Origin of the sequence: Mycobacterium celatum (genome assembly GCF_002101595.1) — a bacterium.
GTDB classification, from domain to species: domain Bacteria; phylum Actinomycetota; class Actinomycetes; order Mycobacteriales; family Mycobacteriaceae; genus Mycobacterium; species Mycobacterium celatum.
Genome location: NZ_LQOM01000035.1, coordinates 110,125 through 133,244, shown reverse-complemented (window position 1 = coordinate 133,244; position 23,120 = coordinate 110,125). Strand labels below are relative to the sequence as shown.

Sequence of the window (23,120 nt, the reverse complement as noted above, 5' to 3'; positions counted from 1 at the left end):
ATGTTCTGCGAGGACGCCCACATCTTGCGGGCTTCGTCTTCGACGGTTTGGGCGTGCACGTCAAAACGGCCCGCCATATCCCGCATGGCGTGCGGATCGGTCATAAACCGGGCAGTCATGGAATCCTCCTTGTGCTCGTGATCGTTGGATTTGTGTTGTCGCGGTGCAGCTAACGGCTGCCTCCTTCCTGTCAGCCCGCCGCCGGAGAACGCGGTACCACGCTGTTGGTGCGCAGCTTCGCGGCAACGTTGCTGACGCCCCGCCCGGCCAACGCGCCGAGTAGGGCTTCGCCGAACATGCCGGGTGACATAGTCGTCGAAACCGCTGGCGCGGCTGCGGTATTGGCGGCCGGCAATACGGTCGCCGAGCTAGTGGGCAGCGTGGCAGTCGCCGCCCAGGTCTGCGGCACTGAGAGGGTGCCGACCAAACTGGCGCGACCCATCCCGGCCGAAACTACCGGCCCGCCGACACCCGCGGAACCGGACGGAGCCAGTGGCCCAGTCGATCCCGCCAAGAACGGTCCGATTCCTTGGGCTTCGTCGCGCATTGCGTTGATGGCAATGGCGCGGTTCGTTGTTGCGATAGACGCTCCCGAGAACGACGAACTCGAGATCGATGCTGTCGCGCTCGTGATGGACGGGATCTGTAGCAGCAGGTCTGTTGGCGTCGGCAGGGCGGGTGGCGCAGGGGCCTGCGCCGGCGCGGCGAGATGCTGCATCGCCATGGGTAGTTGTGCAAGCAACTGCGGCGTGGCGGTCTGCGTCGGACTGGCCGCTGATTGTGCAGCGGCAGCAGTCTGTGCGACCACTCCGGCCGGGTCGGTGGTGCGCGGTGGGTCGGCGAACGGTGTCAGCTTCGACGCGGTGGACGACGACGCGGCATAGCTGTACATCGCCGCGGCATCCTGGGCCCACATCTGGTCGTAATGCGCTTCGGTAGCTGCGATCGCCGGGCTGTTCTGGCCAAAGAAATTACTGGAGATCAGCGACGTCAGGCGCATGCGGTTGGCCGCGATCAGCGGAGGCGGAACTGTCATCGCGAACGCCGACTGGTAGGCACCCGCAGCGGCCTGGGCTTGTAGAGAGGTCTGCTCAGCCTGAGCAGCGGTGCTGCGCATCCATGCTACGTAGGGAGCGATCGCATTCGCCATCATCATCGAGGACGGGCCCTGCCATCCGGATGCGGTCAGCCCGGCGATCACTGACTCGTAGGCGCCGGCGGAAGCGTTCAGTTCATGGCCGAGCTGGCCCCACGCCGCGGCGGCGGCCAGCATAGAGCCTGAGCCAGGACCGGAATATATTCTGGCCGAGTTGATTTCCGGGGGAAGCGCTCCGAAGTCCATGTCTGAAATCCTTTCTAGAGTCAAGCTTCTAAGTAGGTGGTCGTTTCTGCTATCCGGCGGCCGGTGAGCGCACAATTACGGGTTTGCTCTTTGCGCGCTGACCGTCAAAGCCATGCGGAGAAAGCATGCCCAGCACCGACTGGCTGAATGCACTCCCCGGAAGAGGCGGCATGCCGGTGGCCGCTGCCGGGGCAGCAGCAGCGCCGGACTCCGGCAATGCCAATGCGACCGTTCGGATCTCCGGTGCTGCCGTAGCCCAGCCGGGCGGTGCCGACAAGGATCCCACCGTGGTGGCTCGGCCCATTCCCGCCGACACTGCGGGCGCCGCCATCCCGCTAAGCCGCACTGGACTGCTCGAGACGAGGCGGCCACCGGCTGCGGCAGACCTTTCCGCGTCCTGAGCTTCTTGGAATGCCAGGCGCGCGTTGAGGATGGAAATGCCGCGTGCCGTGTTTGCGGCGTTTGTGAAGGACAGTGCAGTGTTGATCACGTTGGGGATGCGCTCCACCGTGCCCACAAGGAACAGCGGGGAAATAACCGCGGGCGGGGCGGGCGCTTGCAGCGGGGCGGCCATCGTGGACAGCAACTGTGGCACCGTCGTCGACTGGGTCGCGGCGGCATTACCCAGCGCATGAGCGACCGCTCCCGATTGGGCGGCCAGCCCGGCCGGATCGGTGGTGGGCTGCGGCGGCGTGAATGGAGTCAATTGACTTGCGGCAGCTGAGGATCCGGCATATCCGTACATGGCGGCCGCGTCTTGAAGCCACATCTCGGCGTAGTGCGCCTCGGTGGCCGCGATCGCCGGCGCGTTCTGCCCGAAGAAATTCGTCGCCACCAAAGTCATCAACAGACTGCGGTTAGCGGCGATCACCGGTGGCGGGACTGTCATTGCGAACGCAAGCTCATAGGCCGCAGCCGCCGCCATGGCTTGGGCGCCGGTCTGCTCGGCCTGCGCAGCGGTGCTGTGCAACCACGCCACATACGGTGCGGCGGCTGCGGCCATCGACAATGACGCCGGTCCAGACCACCCCGCGCCGGTCAGCTCGGAGACAACCGATCCGTATGCCGCCGCGCTGGCCGACAGCTGGGCAGCAAGTACGTTCCAGGCCGCCGCGGCCGCCATCATCGGACCAGGCCCGGGACCGGAATACATTCTGGCTGAGTTGATCTCAGGTGGTAAGACTCCGAAATCCAGCATAGACCCTCCGTCTCAGCCGGTCGCGATGGCGTTGGCCGCCTCGGTGGCCGCGTAAGAGCTGGCGCTGGTACCGAGAGCGCTGACGAACATCTCGTGGATGGCTGCGGCTTGGGCGCTGACCGCTTGATACAACTGGCCTTGTGCGGCGAACTGCGCCGCAGTCAACGCCGATACCTCGTCGGCGGCTGCGGGTATCACTCCGGTGGTGGGAGCGGCCGCGGCCCCGTTTTCGGCGCTCATCGCTGAGCCGATACCCGCCAAGCTGCCTGCTGCTGCCGTCAGTGCTTCCGGCTGTGCTGTGACGAATGACATGGATTTCCCTTTCTTTGCAGCGTGAGATGAAACTGTGGACAACGCCGTAATCAGGCGAGAATGCCGTAGCGGCAGCGCTTTCGGCGAGTTTTGCAGTGCTTCGGCGTGCGTCGGTTAATCGACAGCCGGAATACGTTGCGCCCCTGGTCTGCGCGCGCGTAGGCATCGGAAATTGCGTGAGGGAGCGAGAATACGAAGCGATTCGGGTTCGCCACCATCCGGCACCTGCCTTTACCCTGACTCAGTCACGGGTAGAAGCCATCAGCCGGTTCGGCGGTTAAGGCGAGCTTCATCGCCTGAGGCCGACGTTACACTTCAGCCGTCGCGGCTGGCAATCGGTTGTCGGGATCGATTCGTAGCGAATAACTGGAGAACGGCGGTGGCGCTCGCCGCAACCGCGATGTCGCCGACAGTCCCTAGAGATCTACTGGGAATTAATAATGTGCATGTCTAATAGAGCACAGCAGGAGCCGGGGTGAGTTCGCCGCTGCGACCCATTTCGCCCCGGACTGTACTGGCCGATCACGATCGGCGGCTGCAAATTGCAGATGTCGGTCGCATCGTTGCTGGCTCTCGCTGGCAATTGGCAGATCGCGATCCGCAATCTGCCTGGTTCGCCGGCAGCACTGCCCTCGGTGCGCTGTTTGGTGTGTCCCTCGGGGGCGTCGTAGTCTCGGCGGTCGCCCAACTCGCCGCATTCCCGCTGATCCTGCTCGTCCGCCGACGCTCCGCCGTGGCGCCGGCCCACCGACGATAGGGCCAATCGTCGCATTGCCGCGACGCGTCGCCGATCAACCGGCGCTGAAAGCGCACCGGCTCAATGGATCCTGGCCTGCCGCGCAGCTTGCGGCTGGATTCTATATCTGTCAATATCGATGTATGTCGAATCAAGCTTTCTCTGCGGCTGGACCATGCTGCGAGGTTGCGCCGCTGGTGCGTGAACCGTTGGGTTCACACGATGCGGCCGAAATGGCGGCACGGTTTAAGGCTCTGGCAGATCCAGTGCGATTGCGGTTGCTGAGTTCGGTGGCCAGTCATGCCGGCGGCGAGGCCTGCGTTTGTGACATCTCCGCGGGGGTCGACGTGTCTCAACCGACGATTTCGCATCATCTGAAGGTGCTGCGCGTCGCGGGACTGCTGACCTGTCAGCGCCGCGGCTCGTGGGTGTACTACGCCGTGGTACCCGAGGCGCTCACCGCATTGTCGACGCTACTCAGCGTCAACGCCGATCCCGCGCCCGTGGGGGCGCCGGCATGACCGACACCGTCGCGGTTGACACCGTGCCAGCGGTGGTGGGCAAGCTTCCCACCCTCGATCGTTTCTTACCGGTGTGGATCGGCCTGGCCATGGCGGCCGGTCTGGTACTCGGTCGTTGGATTCCTGGACTCAACACCGCTCTGGAAAGCGTTCAGATCGACGGTATTTCACTGCCGATCGCCCTGGGATTGCTGATCATGATGTATCCGGTGCTGGCCAAGGTCCGCTATGACCGTCTGGACACAGTCACCGGCGATCGCAAGCTGCTGATCAGTTCCCTGCTGTTGAACTGGCTGGCCGGCCCCGCGTTGATGTTCGCCCTAGCGTGGCTGCTGCTGCCGGATCTGGCCGAGTATCGCACCGGATTGATCATCGTCGGTTTGGCCCGCTGCATCGCGATGGTCATCATCTGGAATGACCTGGCCTGCGGTGACCGCGAGGCCGCCGCGGTGCTGGTCGCGCTGAACTCGATCTTCCAGGTTGCGATGTTCGCGGTGCTGGGGTGGTTCTACTTGTCGGTGCTGCCGGGCTGGCTCGGCCTGGACCAGACAACGATCTCCACCTCGCCGTGGCAGATCGCCAAGTCGGTGCTGATCTTCCTCGGCATTCCGCTGCTTGCCGGGTATCTGTCGCGGCGACTCGGGGAGAAGACCAAGGGTCGCAACTGGTATGAGTCCCAGTTCTTGCCGCGGGTGGGGCCGTGGGCGTTGTATGGCCTGCTGTTCACCATCGTGATTCTCTTTGCGCTGCAAGGGGATCAGATCACCAACCGGCCACTGGATGTCGCGCGCATCGCGCTGCCGCTATTGGCCTACTTCGCGATCATGTGGAGCGGCGGCTACCTGATCGGCGCCGCCCTGCGGCTTGGCTATGCGCGCACCACGACCCTGGCATTCACCGCCGCCGGCAACAACTTCGAACTGGCGATCGCGGTAGCCATCGCCACGTTCGGGGCCACCTCGGGGCAAGCCCTGGCCGGAGTCGTCGGACCCCTGATCGAAGTGCCGGTGCTGGTTGCGCTGGTCTACGTCTCGCTGGCGCTGCGCACCAGGCTGTTCCATTCTGAGCCGGCGAGTACGCGCTGATGGCCGACAAGCCGCGTGTTCTGTTCGTTTGCGTCCATAACGCGGGACGGTCCCAAATGGCGGCCGCGCTGCTAACTCACCTTTCCGATGGCCGCATCGAGGTCCGCTCCGCCGGCACCGAACCCGCCGACCAGATCAACCCGGTCGCTGTGACCGCGATGGCCGAACTGGGCATCGACATCACCACCGCGTCGCTGAAAGTGCTCACCGGCGAACAGGTGCGGGCCAGCGACGTCGTGATCACCATGGGCTGCGGTGACGCCTGCCCCTACTTCCCCGGAGTCACCTACCGCGACTGGAAACTGCCCGACCCTGCCGGCCAATCCCTCGAAACTGTCCGCGGTATCCGCGATGAGATCGCCGGCCGCGTCCACGCCCTGATCACTGAACTGCTGCCTGCCGGCAACACCCCATAACGCTCCGCAAGGCGTCAGGTATTGAGCTCGCGTCGACGCCCACGGCCAGTCAGCATGCCGGCCAGCGCATCGAGGACAGCCGGCACCAGACGGTAGTACGCCCATTTGCCACGCTGCTCGCGCTCGATCAGTCCGGCGTCCACGAGGACCTTCAGATGGTGCGACACCGTGGGCTGGGAGAGGCCAACGGGGCCGGTCAGATCGCACACACATGCCTCGGCGCCGTCACACGCGGCGATCAACGACACCAGTCGAAGCCGCGTCGGCTCGCCCAGTGCTTTGAGCACTGCTGCCAGCCGTTCTGCGACCGCGCCATCGAGAACGGCCCCGGTGATCGGTCGGCAGCAGGTCGATAAGTCGGCGACCAGCAATGAACCAGCGGACGGTGGAGCAGCGGCGCGCGGCATGCCTCGATTCTTCCATACGTATTGACAAACATCGATGGGTGGGCCACGCTTCCGTCACATAGATAACTATCGATGTGAGGGGTACCGAATGACAAACAGAGACACCGAGCTGCGCGAGCAGGTTCGTTCCCGCTACGCCGAAGCCGCCACCGCAGTGACCGGCGGTGGCACCAACCGCGACCTGCTGGCGGCCGAGAGCTGCTGTGGATCGGGCGAGCCGACGAACCTGGACGAGGCCTTTGGTGCCTCGCTTTACGGCGGCGACGAGCAAGCCGAGTTGCCTCCCGAGGCCGTCGCGGCCAGCTTCGGCTGCGGCAATCCCACCGCGGTCGCCGAGCTGCGCGAGGGCGAACGTGTGTTGGACCTGGGCTCCGGCGGCGGCATCGACGTGCTGCTGTCCGCGCGCCGGGTCGGCCCGAGCGGGTTCGCCTACGGCGTGGACATGACCGACGAGATGCTCGCCCTCGCCGAAGCGAACAAGGTCAAAGCGGGCGCCGCCAACGTCGAATTCCGCAAGGGCACAATCGAGGACATCCCATTGCCCGATGGCGCCGTGGACGTCGTCATCTCCAACTGCGTGATCAACCTGTCGGTCGACAAACCCGCCGTGCTTGCCGAGATGTTCCGCGTTCTGGTTCCCGGTGGCCGGATCGGGATTTCCGACGTCGTCGCCGAAGGCCACCTCGATTCGGCAGAGCGCGCTGAACGCGGCTCCTACGTGGGCTGCATCGCCGGGGCGCTGTCCAGGCAGGAGTACCTCGACGGGCTGACCGCAGCCGGATTCACAGACGCCACAGTCACATTCACACACCGAGTGGCCCACGGGATGCACGCCGCAATCATCCGCGCCGCCAAGCCGGGCGCGAGCCCTGTGGACTGATGCGCAACTGGGGATAACCGGCCGCTGAGGCGCCGCGTTCGCCCCGTTGTGTCGGCGCGATCGCGCAGGGTGGCGGCATGACGATGTTGACGCGGGCCGAACTCGGAGCGCTCGGTGAGCGGCTGGCCGTCGACCACCTGACCGGGCGCGGATTGCAGGTCATGGCCCGCAACTGGCGCTGCCGGTACGGCGAGCTCGACGTCATCGCCGTCGAGAAATGCGCGGAATTGCATTGGATGCAACATTTCGGACTGTCGCGGGATCAGCGTAGTGCCAGGTGGTGGAGACCCGCCGCGGATTCCGGGATCGGAGCGTTGGAGCCGTGATCAGCCATGTCACTTCCAACGCATCGTCATTGCATCTGATACAACAGAGCGGTGACGTTATCGGCGCCTGGTTCGGCGCATCTGGTGTTGGCGCAGAATGTGGTTCACCTCGATCCTGCTGCGGCGGTGTTCGAGGCGATGTTGGAGGGCTGGCGCCGCCAGCAGTCAGCGCGTTTCCTGCGAGCGGGCACGATCGGCGCCAGGCTGCGGTTGATTCGCCGGCTGGAAGCGTTCAGCGGGCTGTATCCGTGGCAATGGGCGCCGGCCGACGGCGAGGCGTTCATCGATCACTTGCGGTCGACGACTGTGGAGGCGGTGTCGACGGCGAGGTCTTACGAGATCGATATCAGCCTGTTTATGGAGTACTTACTGGATCCCCGCTACGAGTGGGCCGGCGTGTGTGCCGATCAGTTCGGCGATGTCCCGCAGGCGATCTTTCATGAAGGCAATTCGATTCAGCACAAGCTGGACTACGAGGGTGATCCCCGGCGTCGCCCGCTTAGCTATGACGAGATCCAAGCGCTCTTTGACGCGGCCGATGCCCGCTCAGGCACGATTCGGGACCGCGGTGTGAAGGGCGCGTTGGGAGCCGCACGGGATGCCGCGGTTTTGAAAACTATCTACGCCTTTGGCCTTCGGCGAACCGAGGCATCTCGGCTGGATTTGGTCGATCTGCGCCGTAACAGCCAAGCACCACAGTTCGGTGGCTTCGGGGCGGTGATGGTCCGCTACGGCAAGGCCCCGAAGGGGGCACCGCCTAAGCGGCGCACTGTGCTGCTCGTCCCCGAGATGGACTGGGTGGTCGAGACATTGGATCAGTGGATCACCGAGATCCGTCCACGGTTTTCACCGCCGGATCGTCATCCGGCGCTGTGGGTGACCGAGCGCGGGGGCCGGTTATCTCCGCGATCGATCAACGAAGCGTTTGTGGACGCTCGTGACGACGCGGGACTGGACCGTTCACTGAATCTGCATTGCCTTCGCCACTCTGCAGTAACTCACTGGACCGAATTCGGTTATCCCGCAAGGTTTGTCCAGGAACAGGTAGGTCATGCGCACGCGTCGACGACGTCGATCTACACCCATGTCTCTAATGAATACCGCAACAAACTGCTGAAGGCCTCGCTGATGGGCCGCCTCGGCGAGCACTGGGATGGAGCACCGACATGATCAAGAAGATGGGTTATCGCTGGCGGCTGCGTGACTTGATGGCCGATCAGCAGATGTTCAAGACCACTGATCTGATTCCGCACCTGGTGGAGCGCGGGATCACGCTCTCACGCGAGCAGGTTTTTCGATTGGTGACTCAGCCTCCTCAGCGCTTGAGCATGGACACGTTGGTGGCGTTGTGCGACATCCTCGGATGCACACCCAATGACCTCATCGTCCTCGAGGTCGTCAACAAGCCCGTCCGCAAGACCGCCGGCGCAGGGGGGACAGTGGGTGCGCCGGCGGTCACCCCCAGAAAAACAGTCGTACGACGGCCTGGCAAGTCATGACACGGCCACGCTCGACGGCGCCGATCGCGCAGGTGCGCGAGGCGCTGGTGTCCTCGGTGATCACCGCGATCGGACCGGCGATCACCCGTGAACGAGCCCAACAGCTGCTAGCGGAAGCTAAGGCGTGGTCCACGGCCAACGCCCGGCACCTCCACGAATATCTCGGCGAGAATCCGGGCGCCTTCACCGCGCCCACTCATCAGTGCCCGGCAGCCTTTCCCCGCCTGCTGGTGTTGCTTGCCGCGGCCGGGTACGCGGATGCGGTCAGGCTACTGGGATGCGCGAAATGCGGTCGCACCGATCTGGCGCTGCGGCGAAACAGCCCCGAGGGGCGCTGCTGTCCCTGGTGTGTGATCCGCACCGAACTGCGGCCCTGCGCACGCTGCGGCGAACACGGATACATCATCGCTCGTCGTGCAGACGGCCCGGTTTGTCGTCGCTGCTACAACAAAGACCCCCAGTTCCTTCAGGTATGCGCCGACTGCGGACGGAAACGCCCGCCCAATGTTCGCCGCGACGACGGCACTGTGCTCTGCCAAGGATGCAGCCTGGCGCCCCCACAATCGTGTTGCCGCTGCGGCAATGTGCGCCGGGTCCACGCCCAGAGCGCAGACGGCCCGATCTGTCGGAGCTGCTACCGATCACCAGCACGGAAATGTGGTGTATGCGGGCAGATCGCGCCAATCCAGGCTCGCGCCACCGACACGCACCCCGATACCTGCATGCGCTGCTACCGCAACATCGGCGAGTGTGTGGTCTGCCGGCGAACCCGCGCCGGCGGTAAATATCGCGGAGGGCCGTTTCACTGCGTTACCTGCTGGCCGCACCACCCACGGCACTGCCACAGCTGCGAAAAACCAGGGATTGCTTGCGCCACATGGCCATTAGGGACCGTATGCCGGGACTGCTATCACCGTCGACGCCTGCACCCGCAACCGTGCGCTAACTGTCAGCGCACCGCGGTGATGGTTGGCCGCAACCCGGATGGCCAGGACATCTGCGCCGCGTGCTCTGGGGTGGACCTCGACTTTTCCTGCAGGACATGCGGGATCGAGGGCCTGAACTACGCCGACGGGAAGTGCACGCGCTGCGTAATGACCGGCCGCGTCAATGACCTCCTCAGCTGCGACGACGGTACGGTGGTGCCGCAGCTGCAGCCGTTGGCCGATGCTCTTTCGGCGGCCAATCCCGAATCGGTGCAGACCTGGCTGCAAGCAAGTTCGTCTGCCCGACTGCTCGCGCAGCTCGTCGCTGAGCGCCGCGCGATCTCCCATGAGCTCCTCGATGAACTCGACCAGGACAACGCCACCCGCTATATCCGCCAATTGTTGGTCACCACTGGGATCCTCACATCGCGCCAAGAAGAATTCGCGCAACTGCAGATCTGGGCGAGCCGCAAAATCCAAGACCTTCCAGCACATCAATCTCGTGTCGTCCGACCGTTCGCCGAATGGCGCATCATCCGTGACGCACGAAAACGCGCCGCGCGACGCCGCTACACCATCGGCTCAGCAGCCAACGACCGCCAAAAGATCAGCACCACCATCACATTTTTGACCTGGCTTGATGACCAGGAAGTCCCGCTGGGCTCCGTCACCCAACTTCACCTGGACCGCTGGTTGGACGCCCATCCCACCAAACACAAATACCTGGCCGCATTCATCGGCTGGCTGGAAAAGCAGCGCCTGACACAAGCAGAGCTCGTCGTTCCCCAACGCCGATCCCAGCGCCCGTCGCGCCTGCTCTCCGACGACGAACTCGAGCAGCAACTCAAGCGATGCCTCACCGATGACACGCTGCCACTCGATGTTCGTGTGGTCGGAGCCTTGGTCAGGCTCTACGCCCCACCCCTGGTGCGCATCGCCGAACTGACCACCGACCGATACCACACTGACGATGACGGCTCGTATCTCACGATCGGGCGCCACCCGGTCCTGCTACCACCAACCCTGGCCCGTCTTATTGAACAGCTCATCGCACGAGGGCCGGTAAACACGCTGCTGCACAACGTATCTGGAGACAATCCCGCCTACCTACTGGCAGGCCGGCCGCCGAGCAGACCGGTAAATCCACGCTCCCTGCAGCAACGGCTGACCAACCACGGACTGCCGGTCATCCACGCACGCAACACCGCCATGATCACCAACGCCGCCACACTTCCACCACCAGTGGTGGCAGAACTCTTCGGCATACACCCGACAACGGCCTACCAGTGGGCGCAGTACGCCCAAAGCAGCTGGGCCGCCTACCTCGAGGCATACCAATCCACAGCCCAACCCGGAGCAAGCTGATGAACAGGAGAACGACATTGCCTCATGGCACCTTTCATGCCGTATCGGTCAAGACTGGTCACGACGCAGTTGCGGCACTCCAATCGGCGCTGGCCACAGTAACTCGACTACTTGATCGACAGATTCACGACGCCGAAACGAATCTGAACACCTTTCGGATTTCAGCAATCAGCCACGCACACACCATTAGCAGCGTCGAGAGCGGGATCCGCGCCGAAGTCACCGCAATCGCTAGCTATGAATACGACTTCCCGACATAACACGCGATGAGTGACTCAGATGTTGACGCGACGAATAGCGCACACTTCGAATACGTGCCTTCCACCAGTGCCCTCTACGCGCACTGTGGTTTTCGTCGAGGTCAAGACGCGCACCGGGGACGGCTTCGGCGGGCTGGCCTACGCGGTCAACGAGCAGAAGGTGCGACGCCTGCGTCGGCTGGCCGGCCTGTGGCTGGCCGGCCAGGACCAACGGTGGGCGGCCATCCGGATCGATGTGGTCGGCGTGCGGATCGGCCGACGCCGCACCCCGGAAATCACTCATCTGCAGGGAGTCGGCTGATGGCGCTGGGACGCGCATTCTCGGTGGCGGTGCGTGGGTTGGACGGCGAGATTGTGGAGATCGAAGCCGACATCACCTCGGGCCTGCCAGGTGTGCACCTGGTCGGGCTGCCCGACGCCGCGCTGCAGGAGTCCCGCGACCGGGTGCGGGCGGCGGTCACCAACTGCGGCAACCAGTGGCCGCAGGCCCGGCTCACGCTGGCGCTCTCACCGGCCACGCTGCCGAAAATGGGCTCCGTTTACGACATCGCCTTGGCCGCGGCGGTGCTCTCCGCGCAGCGTAGGACACCGTGGCGGCGGCTGGAATCGGTGGTGCTGCTGGGTGAATTGGCACTGGACGGCCGGGTCCGGCCGGTGCGCGGCGTGCTGCCGGCCGTACTGGCGGCCAAGAACGACGGCTGGCAGACCGTGGTGGTGCCGCTCGAGAACCTGGCCGAAGCCAGCCTGGTCGACGACGTCGAGGTCTTGGGCTTACAGACGCTGGGCCAGCTGAAGGCCTGGCTCAGTGGCTCGGCGCAGCTGACCGGTCGCATCAGCGGGGCGGTCACCGCACCGGAGCCGACGGCGGATCTGGCCGACGTCGTCGGACAGGCGCAGGCGCGGTTCGCCGTCGAAGTCGCTGCCGCCGGCGCGCACCACCTCATGCTGACCGGGCCACCCGGAGTGGGCAAAACGATGCTGGCCCAACGTCTTCCGGGCCTGCTTCCGCCGCTGTCGGACAGCGAGTCGCTGGAGGTCACCGCGATCCACTCGGTCGCCGGCCTGCTCTCGGACGCCACGCCGCTGATCACCAGGCCGCCGTTCGTCGCGCCGCATCACAGCTCCAGCGTCGCCGCACTGGTCGGCGGCGGGTCGGGACTGGCCCGGCCCGGCGCCGTCAGCCGGGCGCATCGCGGCGTGCTGTTCCTCGATGAGTGCGCCGAAATCGGCGTCAGCGCGCTGGAGGCACTGCGAACACCGCTGGAGGACGGGCAGATTCGCCTTGCCCGCCGCGACGGTGTGGCGTGCTACCCGGCCCGATTCCAACTGGTGCTGGCCGCTAACCCGTGTCCGTGCGCGCCGACCGACCCCCGCGACTGCATCTGCGCAGCCGCGGTCAAACGCCGCTATCTGGGACGACTGTCCGGTCCGCTGCTGGACCGCGTCGACGTGCGCGTCGAAATGCATTCGGTGCGTAGGGAAGCCTTCGTGACCACCGAGACCGAGTCGACGGCCCAGGTGCGCGCAAGGGTGGCCGCAGCTCGCGCGGCCGCCGCCGAACGCTGGCGCGCACACGGTTTTCACACCAACGCCGAAGTCAGCGGGCCGCTGCTGCGGCGAAAATTCCGGCTCGGCAACGCCGTCATGGAGCCGCTTCGCGCCGCGCTGGACCGCGGACTGCTCAGCATCCGCGGCATGGACCGAACATTAAGAGTCGCTTGGACATTGGCCGACTTGGCGGGCCGTACCTCGCCGGGGCTTGACGAGGTTGCCGCCGCGTTGAGCTTCCGGCAAGCGGGAGCGTCGCGATGAGCGATCCGACGCTGCGGGCATGGGCCTACCTGTCGCGGGTGGCCGAACCGCCGTGCCCGGAACTGGCCGCGTTGGTGGACCTCGTCGGTCCGGTGGAGGCTGCCGAACGGGTCCGGCGCGGGCAGGTCGACGACACGTTGGCCCGGGACACCGAAGCGAGGCGCGGAATCGACCAGGCTGCAGAGGATCTCGAGTTGCTCTTCCGTCGCGGCGGGCGACTGATCACGCCGGAGGACGACGAGTGGCCGCTGCTGGCATTCACCGCCTTCGCCAGCCCGGCGATGGCTACCAAACCGCGGGGCGGCCCGCCGATGGCGTTGTGGGTGCTGGGCGCGGAGCGGCTCGACGAGATCACGCAGCGCGCCGCCGTCCTCGTCGGAACCCGGGCGTGCACCACATACGGCGAGTTCGTCACGGCGGACCTGGCGACCGGGCTGGCCGAGCGTGACGTCACGGTGGTCTCCGGCGGGGCCTACGGGATCGACGGCGCGGCCCACCGGGCCGCGCTCGCCGCGGACGGCATCACCATCGCAGTTCTCGCCGGTGGCATCGACATTCCCTATCCCGCAGGGCATTCCGCGCTGTTGCACCGCATCGCCGGGCAGGGGCTGCTGGTCACCGAATACCCGCCGGGCGTGCGACCGGCGCGGTACCGGTTTTTGACCCGCAATCGTCTGGTGGCCGCATTCGCCGGCGCGGCCGTGGTGGTGGAGGCCGGGCTGCGCAGCGGCGCGGCCAACACCGCGGCCTGGGCCCGGGCGCTGGGCCGGGTGGTGGGCGCGGTGCCCGGGCCGGTGACGTCGTCGGCGTCGGCGGGTTGCCATGTCCTGTTGCGAAACGGCGCGGAGGTCATCACCCGGGCCGCGGACGTCGTCGAACTCGTCGGCCGCATCGGCGAGCTGGCGACCGAGCAGCCCCGGCCGGCCACAGCGCTCGACGGGCTTGGCGATGGCGAGCGGCAGGTGTACGAAGCACTGCCGGGCCGCGGCATCGCGACCGTCGACCAGATCGCCGTCACCGCCGGCCTGCCCCCGCCACGGGTGCTCGGCCCGCTGGCAATGCTGGAGATGGCGGGGCTGGCGGAGCGGCATGACGGCGGCTGGCGCATTGTCCGGCGACGAAAGGAGGTGTCCGTATAGTCTCTCGTGTGGCCGGTCGACCAGTACACACCTTCGAAGTCGTGCGCACCGAAGAACTCACGCCGCACATGGTCCGAGTCGTGCTCGGCGGCAGTGGCTTCGACACGTTCAGGCCCAGCGAGTTCACCGACTCCTACGTGAAACTAATGTTCGTCGCCGACGACGTCGACGTGGCCGGCTTGCCGCAGCCGCTGACGCTGGACAGCTTCGCCGAACTGCCCGACGAACGACAGCCCGTCATCCGCACGATGACCGTGCGCCGCGTCGACCCGGCCAACCGGCAGATCGCGATCGACATCGTGGTGCACGGCGAGCACGGGGCGGCCGGGCTGTGGGCCGTGGCGGCCGAGCCCGGTCAGCCGGCGTATCTGATGGGGCCCGGCGGGGCCTACGCCCCGGACCCGGCGGCCGACTGGCATCTGTTCGCAGGCGACGAAACCGCGCTGCCGGCGATCAGCGTGGCCCTGGAAGCCTTGCCCGCCAACGCAATCGGTAAGGCGTTCATCGAGGTGGCCGATCCTGAGGACCAGATCGCGTTGACCGCTCCGAAAGGTGTGCAGATCAATTGGATCTACCGTGGCGGGCGTGCCGATCTGGTTCCGGAGGATCGCGCCGGCGACCATGCCCCGTTGATCGAGGCGGTCACGACCACGCAGTGGCTACCCGGGCAGGTGCATGCCTTCGTCCACGGCGAAGCCCAGACCGTGATGCACAACCTTCGGCCCTACATCCGCAAAGAGCGCGAGGTCGACGCCAAATGGGCATCGATCTCCGGGTACTGGCGCCGCGGCCGCACCGAGGAGACATTTCGCCAGTGGAAAAAGGAACTGGCCGAGGCTGAGGCGGGCGACTGAGCGCGGCCTGGCATTCTCAGCGCATGGCATTCGGCGATTACCAGTTCGAGATTTACCTGCAGGGCCTGGCCGGCGTGGTGCCGTCGCTGCCGATCGCGTACGCCGAATTGGAGGCCAAGGCGCGGGCCGCGATGTCGCCGTCGGTCTGGTCGTACGTCGCCGGCGGGGCCGGTGACGAACGCACGCAGCGGGCCAACTGCGAGGCCTTCGAGCGCTGGGGACTGATACCGCGGATGTTCGTCGGCGCTGACAACCGGGACCTGTCCGTCGAGCTGTTCGGGATCACACTGCCCGCGCCGCTGTTCATGGCGCCCATCGGCGTCATCGGCATCTGCGCCCAGGACGGCCACGGCGACCTGGCCACCGCCCGCGCGGCGGCCCGCACCGGTGTACCGATGGTGGTGTCGACGTTGACCGCCGACCCGCTGGAAGACGTCGCCGCCGAATTCGGCGACACGCCAGGGTTTTTCCAGCTGTACACCCCCAAAGACCGCGAGCTGGCGGCCAGCCTGGTGCACCGCGCGGAGGCGGCCGGCTACCAGGGCATCATCGTCACGCTCGACACCTGGGTGCCCGGCTGGCGACCGCGCGACCTGACCACTGCCAACTTCCCGCAGCTGCGCGGACATTGCCTCGCCAACTACACCAGTGACCCGGTGTTCCGGGCCGGCCTGCAACAGGCCCCGGAAGCCGACCCGCGGGCGGTGGTGCTGCGCTGGGCGCAGCTTTTCGGCAATCCCCTCACCTGGGACGACCTGCCCTGGCTGCGCTCGCTGACCAGCCTGCCGCTGATCGTCAAGGGCATCTGCCACCCCGACGACGCTCGTCGCGCCAAAGACGGCGGCGTCGACGGCATCTACTGCTCCAACCACGGCGGACGGCAGGCCAACGGCGGCCTGCCCGCGCTGGACTGCCTGGCGGCGGTCGTCGACGCCGCCGGCGGACTGCCGGTGTTGTTCGACTCCGGGATCCGCACCGGCGCGGACGTCGTCAAGGCCCTGGCGCTGGGTGCGACGGCGGTCGGCATCGGCCGCCCGTATGCCTACGGGCTGGCGCTCGGCGGGGTCGACGGGATCGTGCACGTGCTGCGCACGCTGCTCGCCGAAGCCGACTTGATCATGGCCGTCGACGGCTACCCGACGCTGGGCGATCTGGATCGCGACGCGCTGCGGCGCGTCAGCTGAGCCCGGCCGGCCGCGTCTGCCACCGTGGGGGAGTGGAAGCGATCCTCGCTGAGTTCGACGACTACCTGGCGCTGCAGCGCGGGCGGTCGGCGCACACCCGGCGGGCCTACCTCGGTGACCTGCGGTCGCTGTTCGCGTTCGTCGAAGAGCGTGCCGCGGGATCGGGTCTCGACGCGCTGACCCTGCCGACGCTGCGTTCTTGGCTGGCGATGCAAGCGGGATCTGGTGCGGCCCGCACCACGCTGGCCCGTCGCACCTCGGCGGTCAAGGCGTTCACCGCGTGGGCGACCCGGCGCGGCCTGTTGAGCAACGATCCGGCCACCCGGCTGCAGACGCCGAAGGCGCATCGCACGCTGCCGGCCGTGTTGCGCCAGGATCAGGCCCTGGCCGCCATGGCCGCAGCGAAATCCGGCACGCAGCAAAGTGATCCGCTCGCGCTGCGAGACAGGCTGATTGTCGAGCTGCTCTACGCCACCGGCATCCGGGTCAGCGAGCTGTGCGGGCTGGACATCGACGACGTCGACACCGGCCATCGGCTGGTGCGCGTGCTCGGTAAGGGTGACAAGCAGCGCACCGCGCCGTTCGGCGAGCCGGCGGCCGAGGCATTGGAGGCGTGGTTGTCCGACGGGCGTCCCGCGTTGGCCACCGCGCAGTCCGGTCCGGCGCTGTTGCTGGGCGCGCGTGGCCGGCGGCTTGACGTGCGGCAGGCGCGCACCGTCGTGCACCAGACCGTGGCCGCGGTCGACGGCGCGCCCGACATGGGCCCGCATGGGCTGCGGCACAGCGCTGCCACCCATCTGCTGGAGGGCGGGGCCGATCTGCGGGTCGTCCAGGAGCTGCTCGGCCACTCCAGTCTGGCGACCACCCAGCTCTACACGCACGTGACGGTCGCCCGGTTACGTAAGGTGCACGACCAGGCCCACCCCCGGGCTTGATCGCTCCACCGCCGAATGTTGGCTTGTGTCACGCTTTTCCGCCCGCGGCGTGCCTCAATCCCACACTCGGCGATCAATGGAGCGGCTTGAGCCGGATCGGCGTCGACGTCAGCAGACCCAGCGGGTCGACGTAGTAGGCGCGCGACGCCGGACCCCACATCGCTCCCCAGTGCAGGCACGCCGCGGCCCCGCAACCGGCATGGCCGGCCACCAACTCGCCGATCACCGAACCGGCGTCAACCCGCTGCCCGGCCCGGACCACGGCCCGTACCGGCTCGTAGCTGGTGTGCAGACCGCCCGGATGGGCCAATGACACCACCGGCCTGCCCGCCAGCAGCCCGGCGAACACCACGGTCGCCGGCCCGGCCGCGTACACCTGCTGGCCCGCTACACCGGCCAGGTCGACGCCACGGTGGCCCCGGTTCCAATCCGGCGACGGAGCATCGAACGCCCGCACCACCGCCGGGCGCGGCCGCAACGGCCAGTCCAGCCGCACGTCGTCGGCGACGGCCGGAAAAGCGCACAGCACCGCCGTCGCCAACAGGACCGCAATCGACCGCACCGCACCAGTCCAATGCGGTTGCGACGACCGCGCCAGCCGGGCTGTGGACAAAGCACCTTCTACCAGCGTGTAAACTCGGCCGCGCAGTTCGCGTCAAGCGGGCTGACTTCGCGTGTCTGCCGCCGACCGGATGCCGCGCGGTCCCCTCGGCAACGAAGGGTCCGGCATCCCGCAGACACCAGGGCCCGGCTTCACCCGTCGCCGGGCGACAACCGACACATGAAAGCTAGGCACACCCATGGCCGTAGTGACCATGAAGCAGCTGCTTGACAGCGGCACCCACTTCGGGCATCAGACCCGTCGCTGGAATCCCAAGATGAAGCGGTTCATCTTCACCGACCGCAACGGCATCTACATCATTGACTTGCAGCAGACGCTGACGTTCATCGACAAGGCGTACGAGTTCGTCAAGGAGACCGTCGCCCACGGCGGCACCATCCTGTTCGTCGGCACCAAGAAGCAGGCGCAGGAGTCCATCGCCGCCGAGGCCACCCGCGTCGGCATGCCGTATGTGAACCAGCGCTGGCTGGGCGGCATGCTGACCAACTTCGCCACCGTGCACAAGCGGCTACAGCGCCTCAAGGAACTCGAGGCCATGGAGCAGACCGGTGGCTTCGAGGGCCGCACCAAAAAGGAGATCCTGGGCCTGACCCGGGAGAAGAACAAGCTGGAGCGCAGCCTCGGCGGTATCCGCGACATGAACAAGGTCCCCTCGGCGGTCTGGGTCGTCGACACCAACAAGGAGCACATCGCCGTCGGCGAGGCCCGCAAGCTGGGCATCCCGGTGATCGCGATCCTCGACACCAACTGCGACCCCGACCTGGTCGACTACCCGATCCCGGGCAACGACGACGCGATCCGCTCGGCCGCCCTGCTGACCAAGGTGATCGCCTCGGCGGTGGCGGAGGGCCTGCAGGCCCGCGCCGGGCTGGGCCGCGGCGACGGCAAGCCCGAGGCCGAGGCCGCCGAGCCGCTGGCCGAATGGGAGCAGGAGCTGCTGGCCTCGGCGACCCCCGTGGCCGGCGCCGAGACCACCACTGACACCCCGACCACCACGGAAGGCTGAGATGGCGAACTACACCGCCGCCGACGTCAAGCGGCTGCGTGAGCTCACCGGCGCAGGCATGCTCGACTGCAAAAACGCGCTGGCCGAAACCGACGGCGACTTCGACAAGGCCGTCGAGGCGCTGCGCATCAAGGGCGCCAAGGACGTCTGCAAGCGCGCCGAGCGCGCCACCGCCGAGGGTCTGGTGGCCGCCAAGGACGGCGCGCTGATCGAGCTGAACTCCGAGACGGATTTCGTCGCCAAGAACGCCGAGTTCCAGAAGCTGGCGGATGACATCGTGAGCGCCGCGGCGGCCGCCAAGGCCAACGACGTCGACACGCTCAAAGCAGCCAAGGTCGGCGACAAGACCGTCGAGCAGGCGATCGCCGAGCTGTCGGCCAAGATCGGCGAAAAGCTGGAGCTGCGCCGCGTGGCCTACTTCGACGGCACCGTCGAGACCTACCTGCACAAGCGGGCCGCCGACCTGCCGCCGGCGGTCGGCGTGCTGGTCGAGTACACCGGCTCCGACAAAGACGCAGCGCACGCGGCCGCACTGCAGATCGCCGCGCTCAAGGCCCGTTACTTGAGCCGCGATGACGTGCCCGCCGACGTGGTGGCCAACGAGCGCCGCATCGCCGAGGAGACCGCCAAGAACGAGGGCAAGCCCGAGCAGGCGCTGCCCAAGATCGTCGAGGGCCGACTGGGCGGCTTCTTCAAGGACGTCGTGCTGCTCGAGCAGCCGTCGGTGTCCGACAACAAGAAGACCGTCAAGGCGCTGCTCGACGAGGCCGGCGTCACCGTGACCCGATTCGTCCGTTTCGAGGTGGGCCAAAGCTGATTTCGGCGCGATAATCGTCGCCCAGCGCACATAATCGCGCCGAAATCGCATAGCGTGCGGGCATGCGACACGTGCACGCCTTCGGTGACGACGCCCTCGGGGATCTGGACGCGGTCGGTCTGGCCGACGCCATCACGTCCGGAAAAGTGTCCCGGTCCGAGGTCGTCGAGGCGGCGATCGCCCGCACCGAAGCGGTCAACCCGGCGCTGAACGGCCTGGCCTATCAGGCGTTCGACCGGGCGCGCGCCGAGGCGGCACAGCCACCCAAGCCCGGATTCTTTTCCGGCGTGCCGACATTCGTCAAAGACAACGTCGAGGTCGCCGGTATGCCGACGATGCACGGCACTGACGCGTGGCTGCCCAGACCGGCGCGCGCCGACAGCGACTTCGCCCGGCTGTATCTGTTCAGCGGCCTGGCGCCGCTGGGCAAGACACAGATGTCGGAATTCGGGTTCAGCGCATCGGCCGAGCATCCCCGGCTGGGACCGGTGCGCAACCCGTGGAACACCGACTACACCGCGGGCGCGTCGTCGTCGGGGTCTGGGGCGTTCGTTGCGGCCGGGGTGGTGCCGATTGCGCATGCCAACGACGGCGGTGGCTCGATCCGCATCCCGGCCTCCTGCAACGGGTTGGTGGGGTTGAAGCCGTCGCGGGGCCGGCTGCCGGTGGATGGGGAGTTGCGCCGGCTGCCGGTCGGCATCGTCGCCAACGGCATGCTCAGCCGCTCCGTGCGCGACACCGCGGCCTTCTACCGCGAGGCCGAGCGGGTCCGGCGGCATTCCGCGCTGCCGCCGGTCGGCGACATCCGGCACCCCGCAACGCAGCGGCTGAAGATCGCGGTCATCACCCGCTCGGTGCAACGCGAATGCGGCGCCGAAGTCCGCGACCTCACGCTAAAGTCCGCGGCCCTGCTCGAGGAACTGGGCCACCGGGTCGAGCACGTCGAAAACCCCCCGGTGCCAACCAGTTTCATTGCAGACTTTGTGCTGTACTGGTCGCTGTTGTCACTCCTGCAGGTACGCACCGGCCGGCATTTCTTCGGCGCGAGCTTTGACCGCGCCCGGCTGGACAACCTGACGCTGGGCCTGTATCGACACGCCAGCCGCAACCTGCACCGGATGCCGCTGGTGATCATGCGGCTGCGCGCGATGCGGCGGCGCACCGCGCAGTTCTTCCGGACCTACGATGCGGTGCTCACCCCGACCGTGGCCGACCCGCCGCCGGTGGTCGGTCACCTCGACCCGACCGCCGACTATCAGCAGATCATCGACCGGTTGATCGACTGGGTCGCCTTCACGCCGCTGCAAAATGTCACCGGCGAACCCGCGATATCGCTGCCGCTGGCCCAATCGGCGGACGGTCTGCCGGTGGGCATGATGCTCTCCGCCGACCTCGGGCAGGAGGCGCGACTGCTGGAGTTGAGCTACGAACTCGAAGAGGCGCGACCCTGGCCGCGCATCCAGGACGGCGCGGCCTAGCTTGCGGGCGAAAGTGAAATTAGGTTCACGTTCGATGCCGAAAGTGAAGCTAAGTTCACGCTCGACGCGCTAGTCAGACCCCAGTGCGTCGAGCATCCGTTTGAACTCACGCTGCTCGGCCGCGGACAGTTTGTTCAGGATGCGGGCATCGGCGTCGCGCACCGCGGCCTCGGCGCGTTTCAGCAGCGCCCGGCCGGCACTGGTCAGGGTGGCCGGTAGCGCCCGCCCGGACGGCACCGAAGCCGGCCGAGACACCGCGCCGAGGTCTTCGAGCCGGCGCAACACCGTGTTCATCGCCTGCGGCGTCACGTTGCCATAGCGCGACAGCTCCGCGCTGGACATCCCCGGGAACAGGGAAAGTATTCGCAGGCAAACGAATTCGGGAAGCGACAGCCCCAGCGGCCGCAGCGCGGCGGTCACCTCCGGACGCAGTGCTGCCCCGACTCGGTGCAGCAAATAGCCGAGCGGAGCGTCGTTCGTCTGACCCACATCAACCATCTTGACATATATCAACCAGATTGATATACAGGACGGCATGACTGAAACGCAGAAGTTCGATTTCGATTTCGACCCGGCCTACCGCGGCGAGGCTCCCCAGTTCGGCGAAGGCGTGCGGCCGCCGTGGAGTCTCGGCGAGCCGCAACCGGAGATCGCGGCGCTGATCGATGCGGGCAAGGTCCACGGTGACGTGCTGGACGCGGGCTGTGGTGAGGCGGCGGTGTCGCTGCACCTAGCGGCGTTGGGACACAACACCGTCGGGCTGGACGCATCGCCCACGGCTATCGAGTTGGCCCGCGCGGAGGCCGCCAGGCGGGGGTTGACCAACGCCACGTTCGAGGTCGCCGACATCTCTTCGTTCACCGGCTATGACGGCCGGTTCGGCACGATCATCGACAGCACCCTGTTCCATTCGATGCCGGTCGAGCTTCGCGAGGGATACCAGCAGTCGATCGTCCGCGCCGCGGCGCCGGGCGCGTCGTACTTTGTGCTGGTCTTCGACCGCGCCGGCATGCCGGAGAGCCCGGCCAATCCGGTCACCGAAGACGAGCTACGCGACGTGGTGTCCAAGTATTGGGCGATCGACGAAATCCGGCCCGCACGGATCCACGCCAACTTCCCGGACGGCCCGTCCCCGGAGTTCCCCATGGTGGATCTGCGCGACGAGGGCAACGGACGCAAGTCGGTGCCCGCCTGGCTGCTGTCCGCGCACCTGGGCTGAGCGACGGGCGGTCACAACCGCAGGAGTTGGCCGAACTCTTCGAGGCGGGCCCGCACGTCGAGCGGACCGGCGTAAATCGCCGCCGCGCCGGCATGTTCCAGCGCCTCCCGGGCGATACCGCCGCTGAGTACCGCGGCGGTCGGAACACCGGCGCGGCGGCCCGCCTGGACGTCCCAGACGGTGTCGCCGAGAAAGACGGCCTGGCCCGGCTGGGCGCCGATGCATTTCAGCGCACTGGTGACGATGTCCGGGTGCGGCTTGCTCTTGTCGGCATCGGCCGCCGACGTCACAGCGCTGACCAGGTCTTCGGCGTCGAGCACGTCGCGCAATACGGCCAACTCGTCTTCGCCCGCGGATGTCGCCAGCACCGCCCGCCAGCCGTGCTCGGAGATCGCGCCGAGCAGCTCGCGCGCACCCGGAAGTGTGCGAAGCGTGGATGCGCTCTCGAGGAAGTAGCGGGTGTGGCGCTTTTCGACGTCGGCGCCGTGTAGCTCGGCGAACTCGTCGCCGAGCAGAATTTGAACCAGTTCCGAGCCCGACCGGCCGATCAGCCCGTGGATGCGCCAGCACGGCACCTCCTTGCCGACGTCGAGAAATGCTCGATGCCAGGCCACGACGTGGTGGAAGTTGGAATCGACCAGCGTTCCGTCGACGTCGAAGAGCACAGCCGGTTTGGGTTCGACCATGACCGCGCGATCCTTTCTCCTCGGTGGTTTGCCTGCCCGTGAATACCCCGTCGGGCCGCCGCCAACCCATCGCGGCGATCGCAAGCGCGGCGCAG

The 23,120-nt window shown here is 66.8% G+C and carries 20 protein-coding genes, 5 pseudogenes and 1 riboswitch; of the genes and pseudogenes, 17 read left to right on the top strand and 8 right to left on the bottom strand.

What is annotated here, in order from left to right; genetic code table 11:
• The 4 genes and pseudogenes from AWB95_RS16010 to AWB95_RS15995 form a co-directional block, all read right to left on the bottom strand.
• A pseudogene (locus AWB95_RS16010) lies at nt 1-119 on the bottom strand (WXG100 family type VII secretion target); the annotation flags it as partial.
• 71 nt (nt 120-190) lie between these two features.
• Nucleotides 191-1,342, bottom strand: coding sequence for a PPE family protein (locus AWB95_RS23965; protein ID WP_084706991.1), 1,152 nt, complete (start codon nt 1,340-1,342; stop codon nt 191-193).
• 49 nt (nt 1,343-1,391) lie between these two features.
• A complete protein-coding gene (locus tag AWB95_RS16000; RefSeq protein WP_062539133.1) occupies nt 1,392-2,540 on the bottom strand; it encodes a PPE family protein in 1,149 nt (382 codons plus the stop codon).
• Between the two features lie 12 nt (nt 2,541-2,552).
• Nucleotides 2,553-2,852, bottom strand: coding sequence for a PE family protein (locus tag AWB95_RS15995; RefSeq protein WP_062539132.1), 300 nt, complete (start codon nt 2,850-2,852; stop codon nt 2,553-2,555).
• Nucleotides 2,853-3,097: 245 nt separating this feature from the next.
• Nucleotides 3,098-3,158: riboswitch (Fluoride riboswitch) on the bottom strand.
• Nucleotides 3,159-3,731: 573 nt separating this feature from the next.
• Here AWB95_RS15995 and AWB95_RS15990 point away from each other — a divergent pair.
• Both AWB95_RS15990 and arsB read left to right on the top strand, forming a co-directional pair.
• Nucleotides 3,732-4,109, top strand: a complete 378-nt coding sequence (locus AWB95_RS15990; RefSeq protein WP_062539131.1) for an ArsR/SmtB family transcription factor — start codon at nt 3,732-3,734, stop codon at nt 4,107-4,109.
• Nucleotides 4,106-5,610 (top strand): annotated as a pseudogene (gene arsB / locus AWB95_RS15985) (ACR3 family arsenite efflux transporter). The gene AWB95_RS15990 and the pseudogene arsB overlap by 4 nt, the downstream one beginning before the upstream one ends.
• 14 nt (nt 5,611-5,624) lie before the next feature.
• Here arsB and AWB95_RS15975 read toward each other — a convergent pair.
• Nucleotides 5,625-6,017: an ArsR/SmtB family transcription factor gene (locus AWB95_RS15975; protein WP_062539151.1), complete on the bottom strand. Its 393-nt coding sequence runs from the start codon at nt 6,015-6,017 to the stop codon at nt 5,625-5,627.
• An 88-nt stretch (nt 6,018-6,105) separates the two neighbouring features.
• On the opposite strand from AWB95_RS15975, the gene arsM reads away from it, so the two are divergent.
• From arsM to AWB95_RS15920, 11 genes and pseudogenes are all read left to right on the top strand, one after another.
• Nucleotides 6,106-6,897 carry an arsenite methyltransferase gene (gene arsM / locus AWB95_RS15970; protein ID WP_062539129.1) on the top strand — a complete coding sequence of 264 codons (792 nt, stop codon included), beginning with the start codon at nt 6,106-6,108 and terminating at the stop codon, nt 6,895-6,897.
• Nucleotides 6,898-6,974: 77 nt separating this feature from the next.
• Nucleotides 6,975-7,112, top strand: a pseudogene (locus AWB95_RS23805) (YraN family protein); the annotation flags it as partial.
• Between the two features lie 195 nt (nt 7,113-7,307).
• The gene (locus AWB95_RS15960; RefSeq protein WP_062539150.1) at nt 7,308-8,393 is read left to right on the top strand and encodes a tyrosine-type recombinase/integrase; all 1,086 of its coding nucleotides are present in this window, start codon (nt 7,308-7,310) and stop codon (nt 8,391-8,393) included.
• The gene (locus AWB95_RS15955) at nt 8,390-8,722 is read left to right on the top strand and encodes a helix-turn-helix domain-containing protein (RefSeq protein WP_062539127.1); all 333 of its coding nucleotides are present in this window, start codon (nt 8,390-8,392) and stop codon (nt 8,720-8,722) included. Before AWB95_RS15960 ends, AWB95_RS15955 begins: the two co-directional genes overlap by 4 nt.
• A gap of 1,094 nt (nt 8,723-9,816) precedes the next feature.
• Entirely contained in the window at nt 9,817-11,013 is a 1,197-nt protein-coding gene (locus AWB95_RS15950; RefSeq protein ID WP_232315568.1) for a hypothetical protein, read from the top strand.
• 333 nt (nt 11,014-11,346) lie between these two features.
• Nucleotides 11,347-11,574, top strand: a pseudogene (locus AWB95_RS15945) (YraN family protein); the annotation flags it as partial.
• Entirely contained in the window at nt 11,574-13,085 is a 1,512-nt protein-coding gene (locus tag AWB95_RS15940; RefSeq protein ID WP_062539125.1) for a YifB family Mg chelatase-like AAA ATPase, read from the top strand. The pseudogene AWB95_RS15945 and the gene AWB95_RS15940, both read left to right, overlap by 1 nt.
• Nucleotides 13,082-14,224 (top strand): DNA-processing protein DprA, encoded by a 1,143-nt coding sequence (gene dprA / locus AWB95_RS15935; RefSeq protein WP_085168393.1) that lies wholly within the window; start codon nt 13,082-13,084, stop codon nt 14,222-14,224. Before AWB95_RS15940 ends, dprA begins: the two co-directional genes overlap by 4 nt.
• Before the next feature lie 8 nt (nt 14,225-14,232).
• Nucleotides 14,233-15,078 (top strand): siderophore-interacting protein, encoded by an 846-nt coding sequence (locus AWB95_RS15930; protein ID WP_085168392.1) that lies wholly within the window; start codon nt 14,233-14,235, stop codon nt 15,076-15,078.
• A gap of 23 nt (nt 15,079-15,101) precedes the next feature.
• On the top strand, nt 15,102-16,262 hold the full coding sequence (locus AWB95_RS15925) for an alpha-hydroxy-acid oxidizing protein (protein WP_062538721.1): 1,161 nt from the start codon (nt 15,102-15,104) through the stop codon (nt 16,260-16,262).
• Nucleotides 16,263-16,294: 32 nt separating this feature from the next.
• Complete coding sequence (locus tag AWB95_RS15920) at nt 16,295-17,197, top strand: tyrosine recombinase XerC (RefSeq protein WP_085168391.1); 903 nt, start codon at nt 16,295-16,297, stop codon at nt 17,195-17,197.
• A 79-nt stretch (nt 17,198-17,276) separates the two neighbouring features.
• Here AWB95_RS15920 and AWB95_RS15915 read toward each other — a convergent pair.
• Nucleotides 17,277-17,723, bottom strand: a pseudogene (locus AWB95_RS15915) (peptidoglycan DD-metalloendopeptidase family protein); the annotation flags it as partial.
• Between the two features lie 274 nt (nt 17,724-17,997).
• Between AWB95_RS15915 and rpsB the strand changes: the two are divergent.
• The 3 genes from rpsB to AWB95_RS15900 all read left to right on the top strand — a co-directional run bounded on the left by rpsB (nt 17,998) and on the right by AWB95_RS15900 (nt 21,120).
• Nucleotides 17,998-18,825 (top strand): 30S ribosomal protein S2, encoded by an 828-nt coding sequence (rpsB, locus tag AWB95_RS15910; protein ID WP_062539731.1) that lies wholly within the window; start codon nt 17,998-18,000, stop codon nt 18,823-18,825.
• Nucleotide 18,826: 1 nt separating this feature from the next.
• Nucleotides 18,827-19,642, top strand: a complete 816-nt coding sequence (gene tsf / locus AWB95_RS15905; protein WP_062539730.1) for a translation elongation factor Ts — start codon at nt 18,827-18,829, stop codon at nt 19,640-19,642.
• 62 nt (nt 19,643-19,704) lie between these two features.
• On the top strand, nt 19,705-21,120 hold the full coding sequence (locus tag AWB95_RS15900) for an amidase (RefSeq protein WP_062539729.1): 1,416 nt from the start codon (nt 19,705-19,707) through the stop codon (nt 21,118-21,120).
• A gap of 69 nt (nt 21,121-21,189) precedes the next feature.
• On the opposite strand, the gene AWB95_RS15895 is transcribed toward AWB95_RS15900, so the two are convergent.
• Entirely contained in the window at nt 21,190-21,609 is a 420-nt protein-coding gene (locus tag AWB95_RS15895) for a MarR family winged helix-turn-helix transcriptional regulator (protein WP_099539624.1), read from the bottom strand.
• 46 nt (nt 21,610-21,655) lie between these two features.
• On the opposite strand from AWB95_RS15895, the gene AWB95_RS15890 reads away from it, so the two are divergent.
• Complete coding sequence (locus tag AWB95_RS15890) at nt 21,656-22,339, top strand: class I SAM-dependent methyltransferase (protein ID WP_062539733.1); 684 nt, start codon at nt 21,656-21,658, stop codon at nt 22,337-22,339.
• Nucleotides 22,340-22,350: 11 nt separating this feature from the next.
• Here AWB95_RS15890 and AWB95_RS15885 read toward each other — a convergent pair whose 3' ends face one another.
• Nucleotides 22,351-23,025, bottom strand: a complete 675-nt coding sequence (locus tag AWB95_RS15885; RefSeq protein WP_062539727.1) for an HAD family hydrolase — start codon at nt 23,023-23,025, stop codon at nt 22,351-22,353.
• Nucleotides 23,026-23,120: the final 95 nt, after the last annotated feature.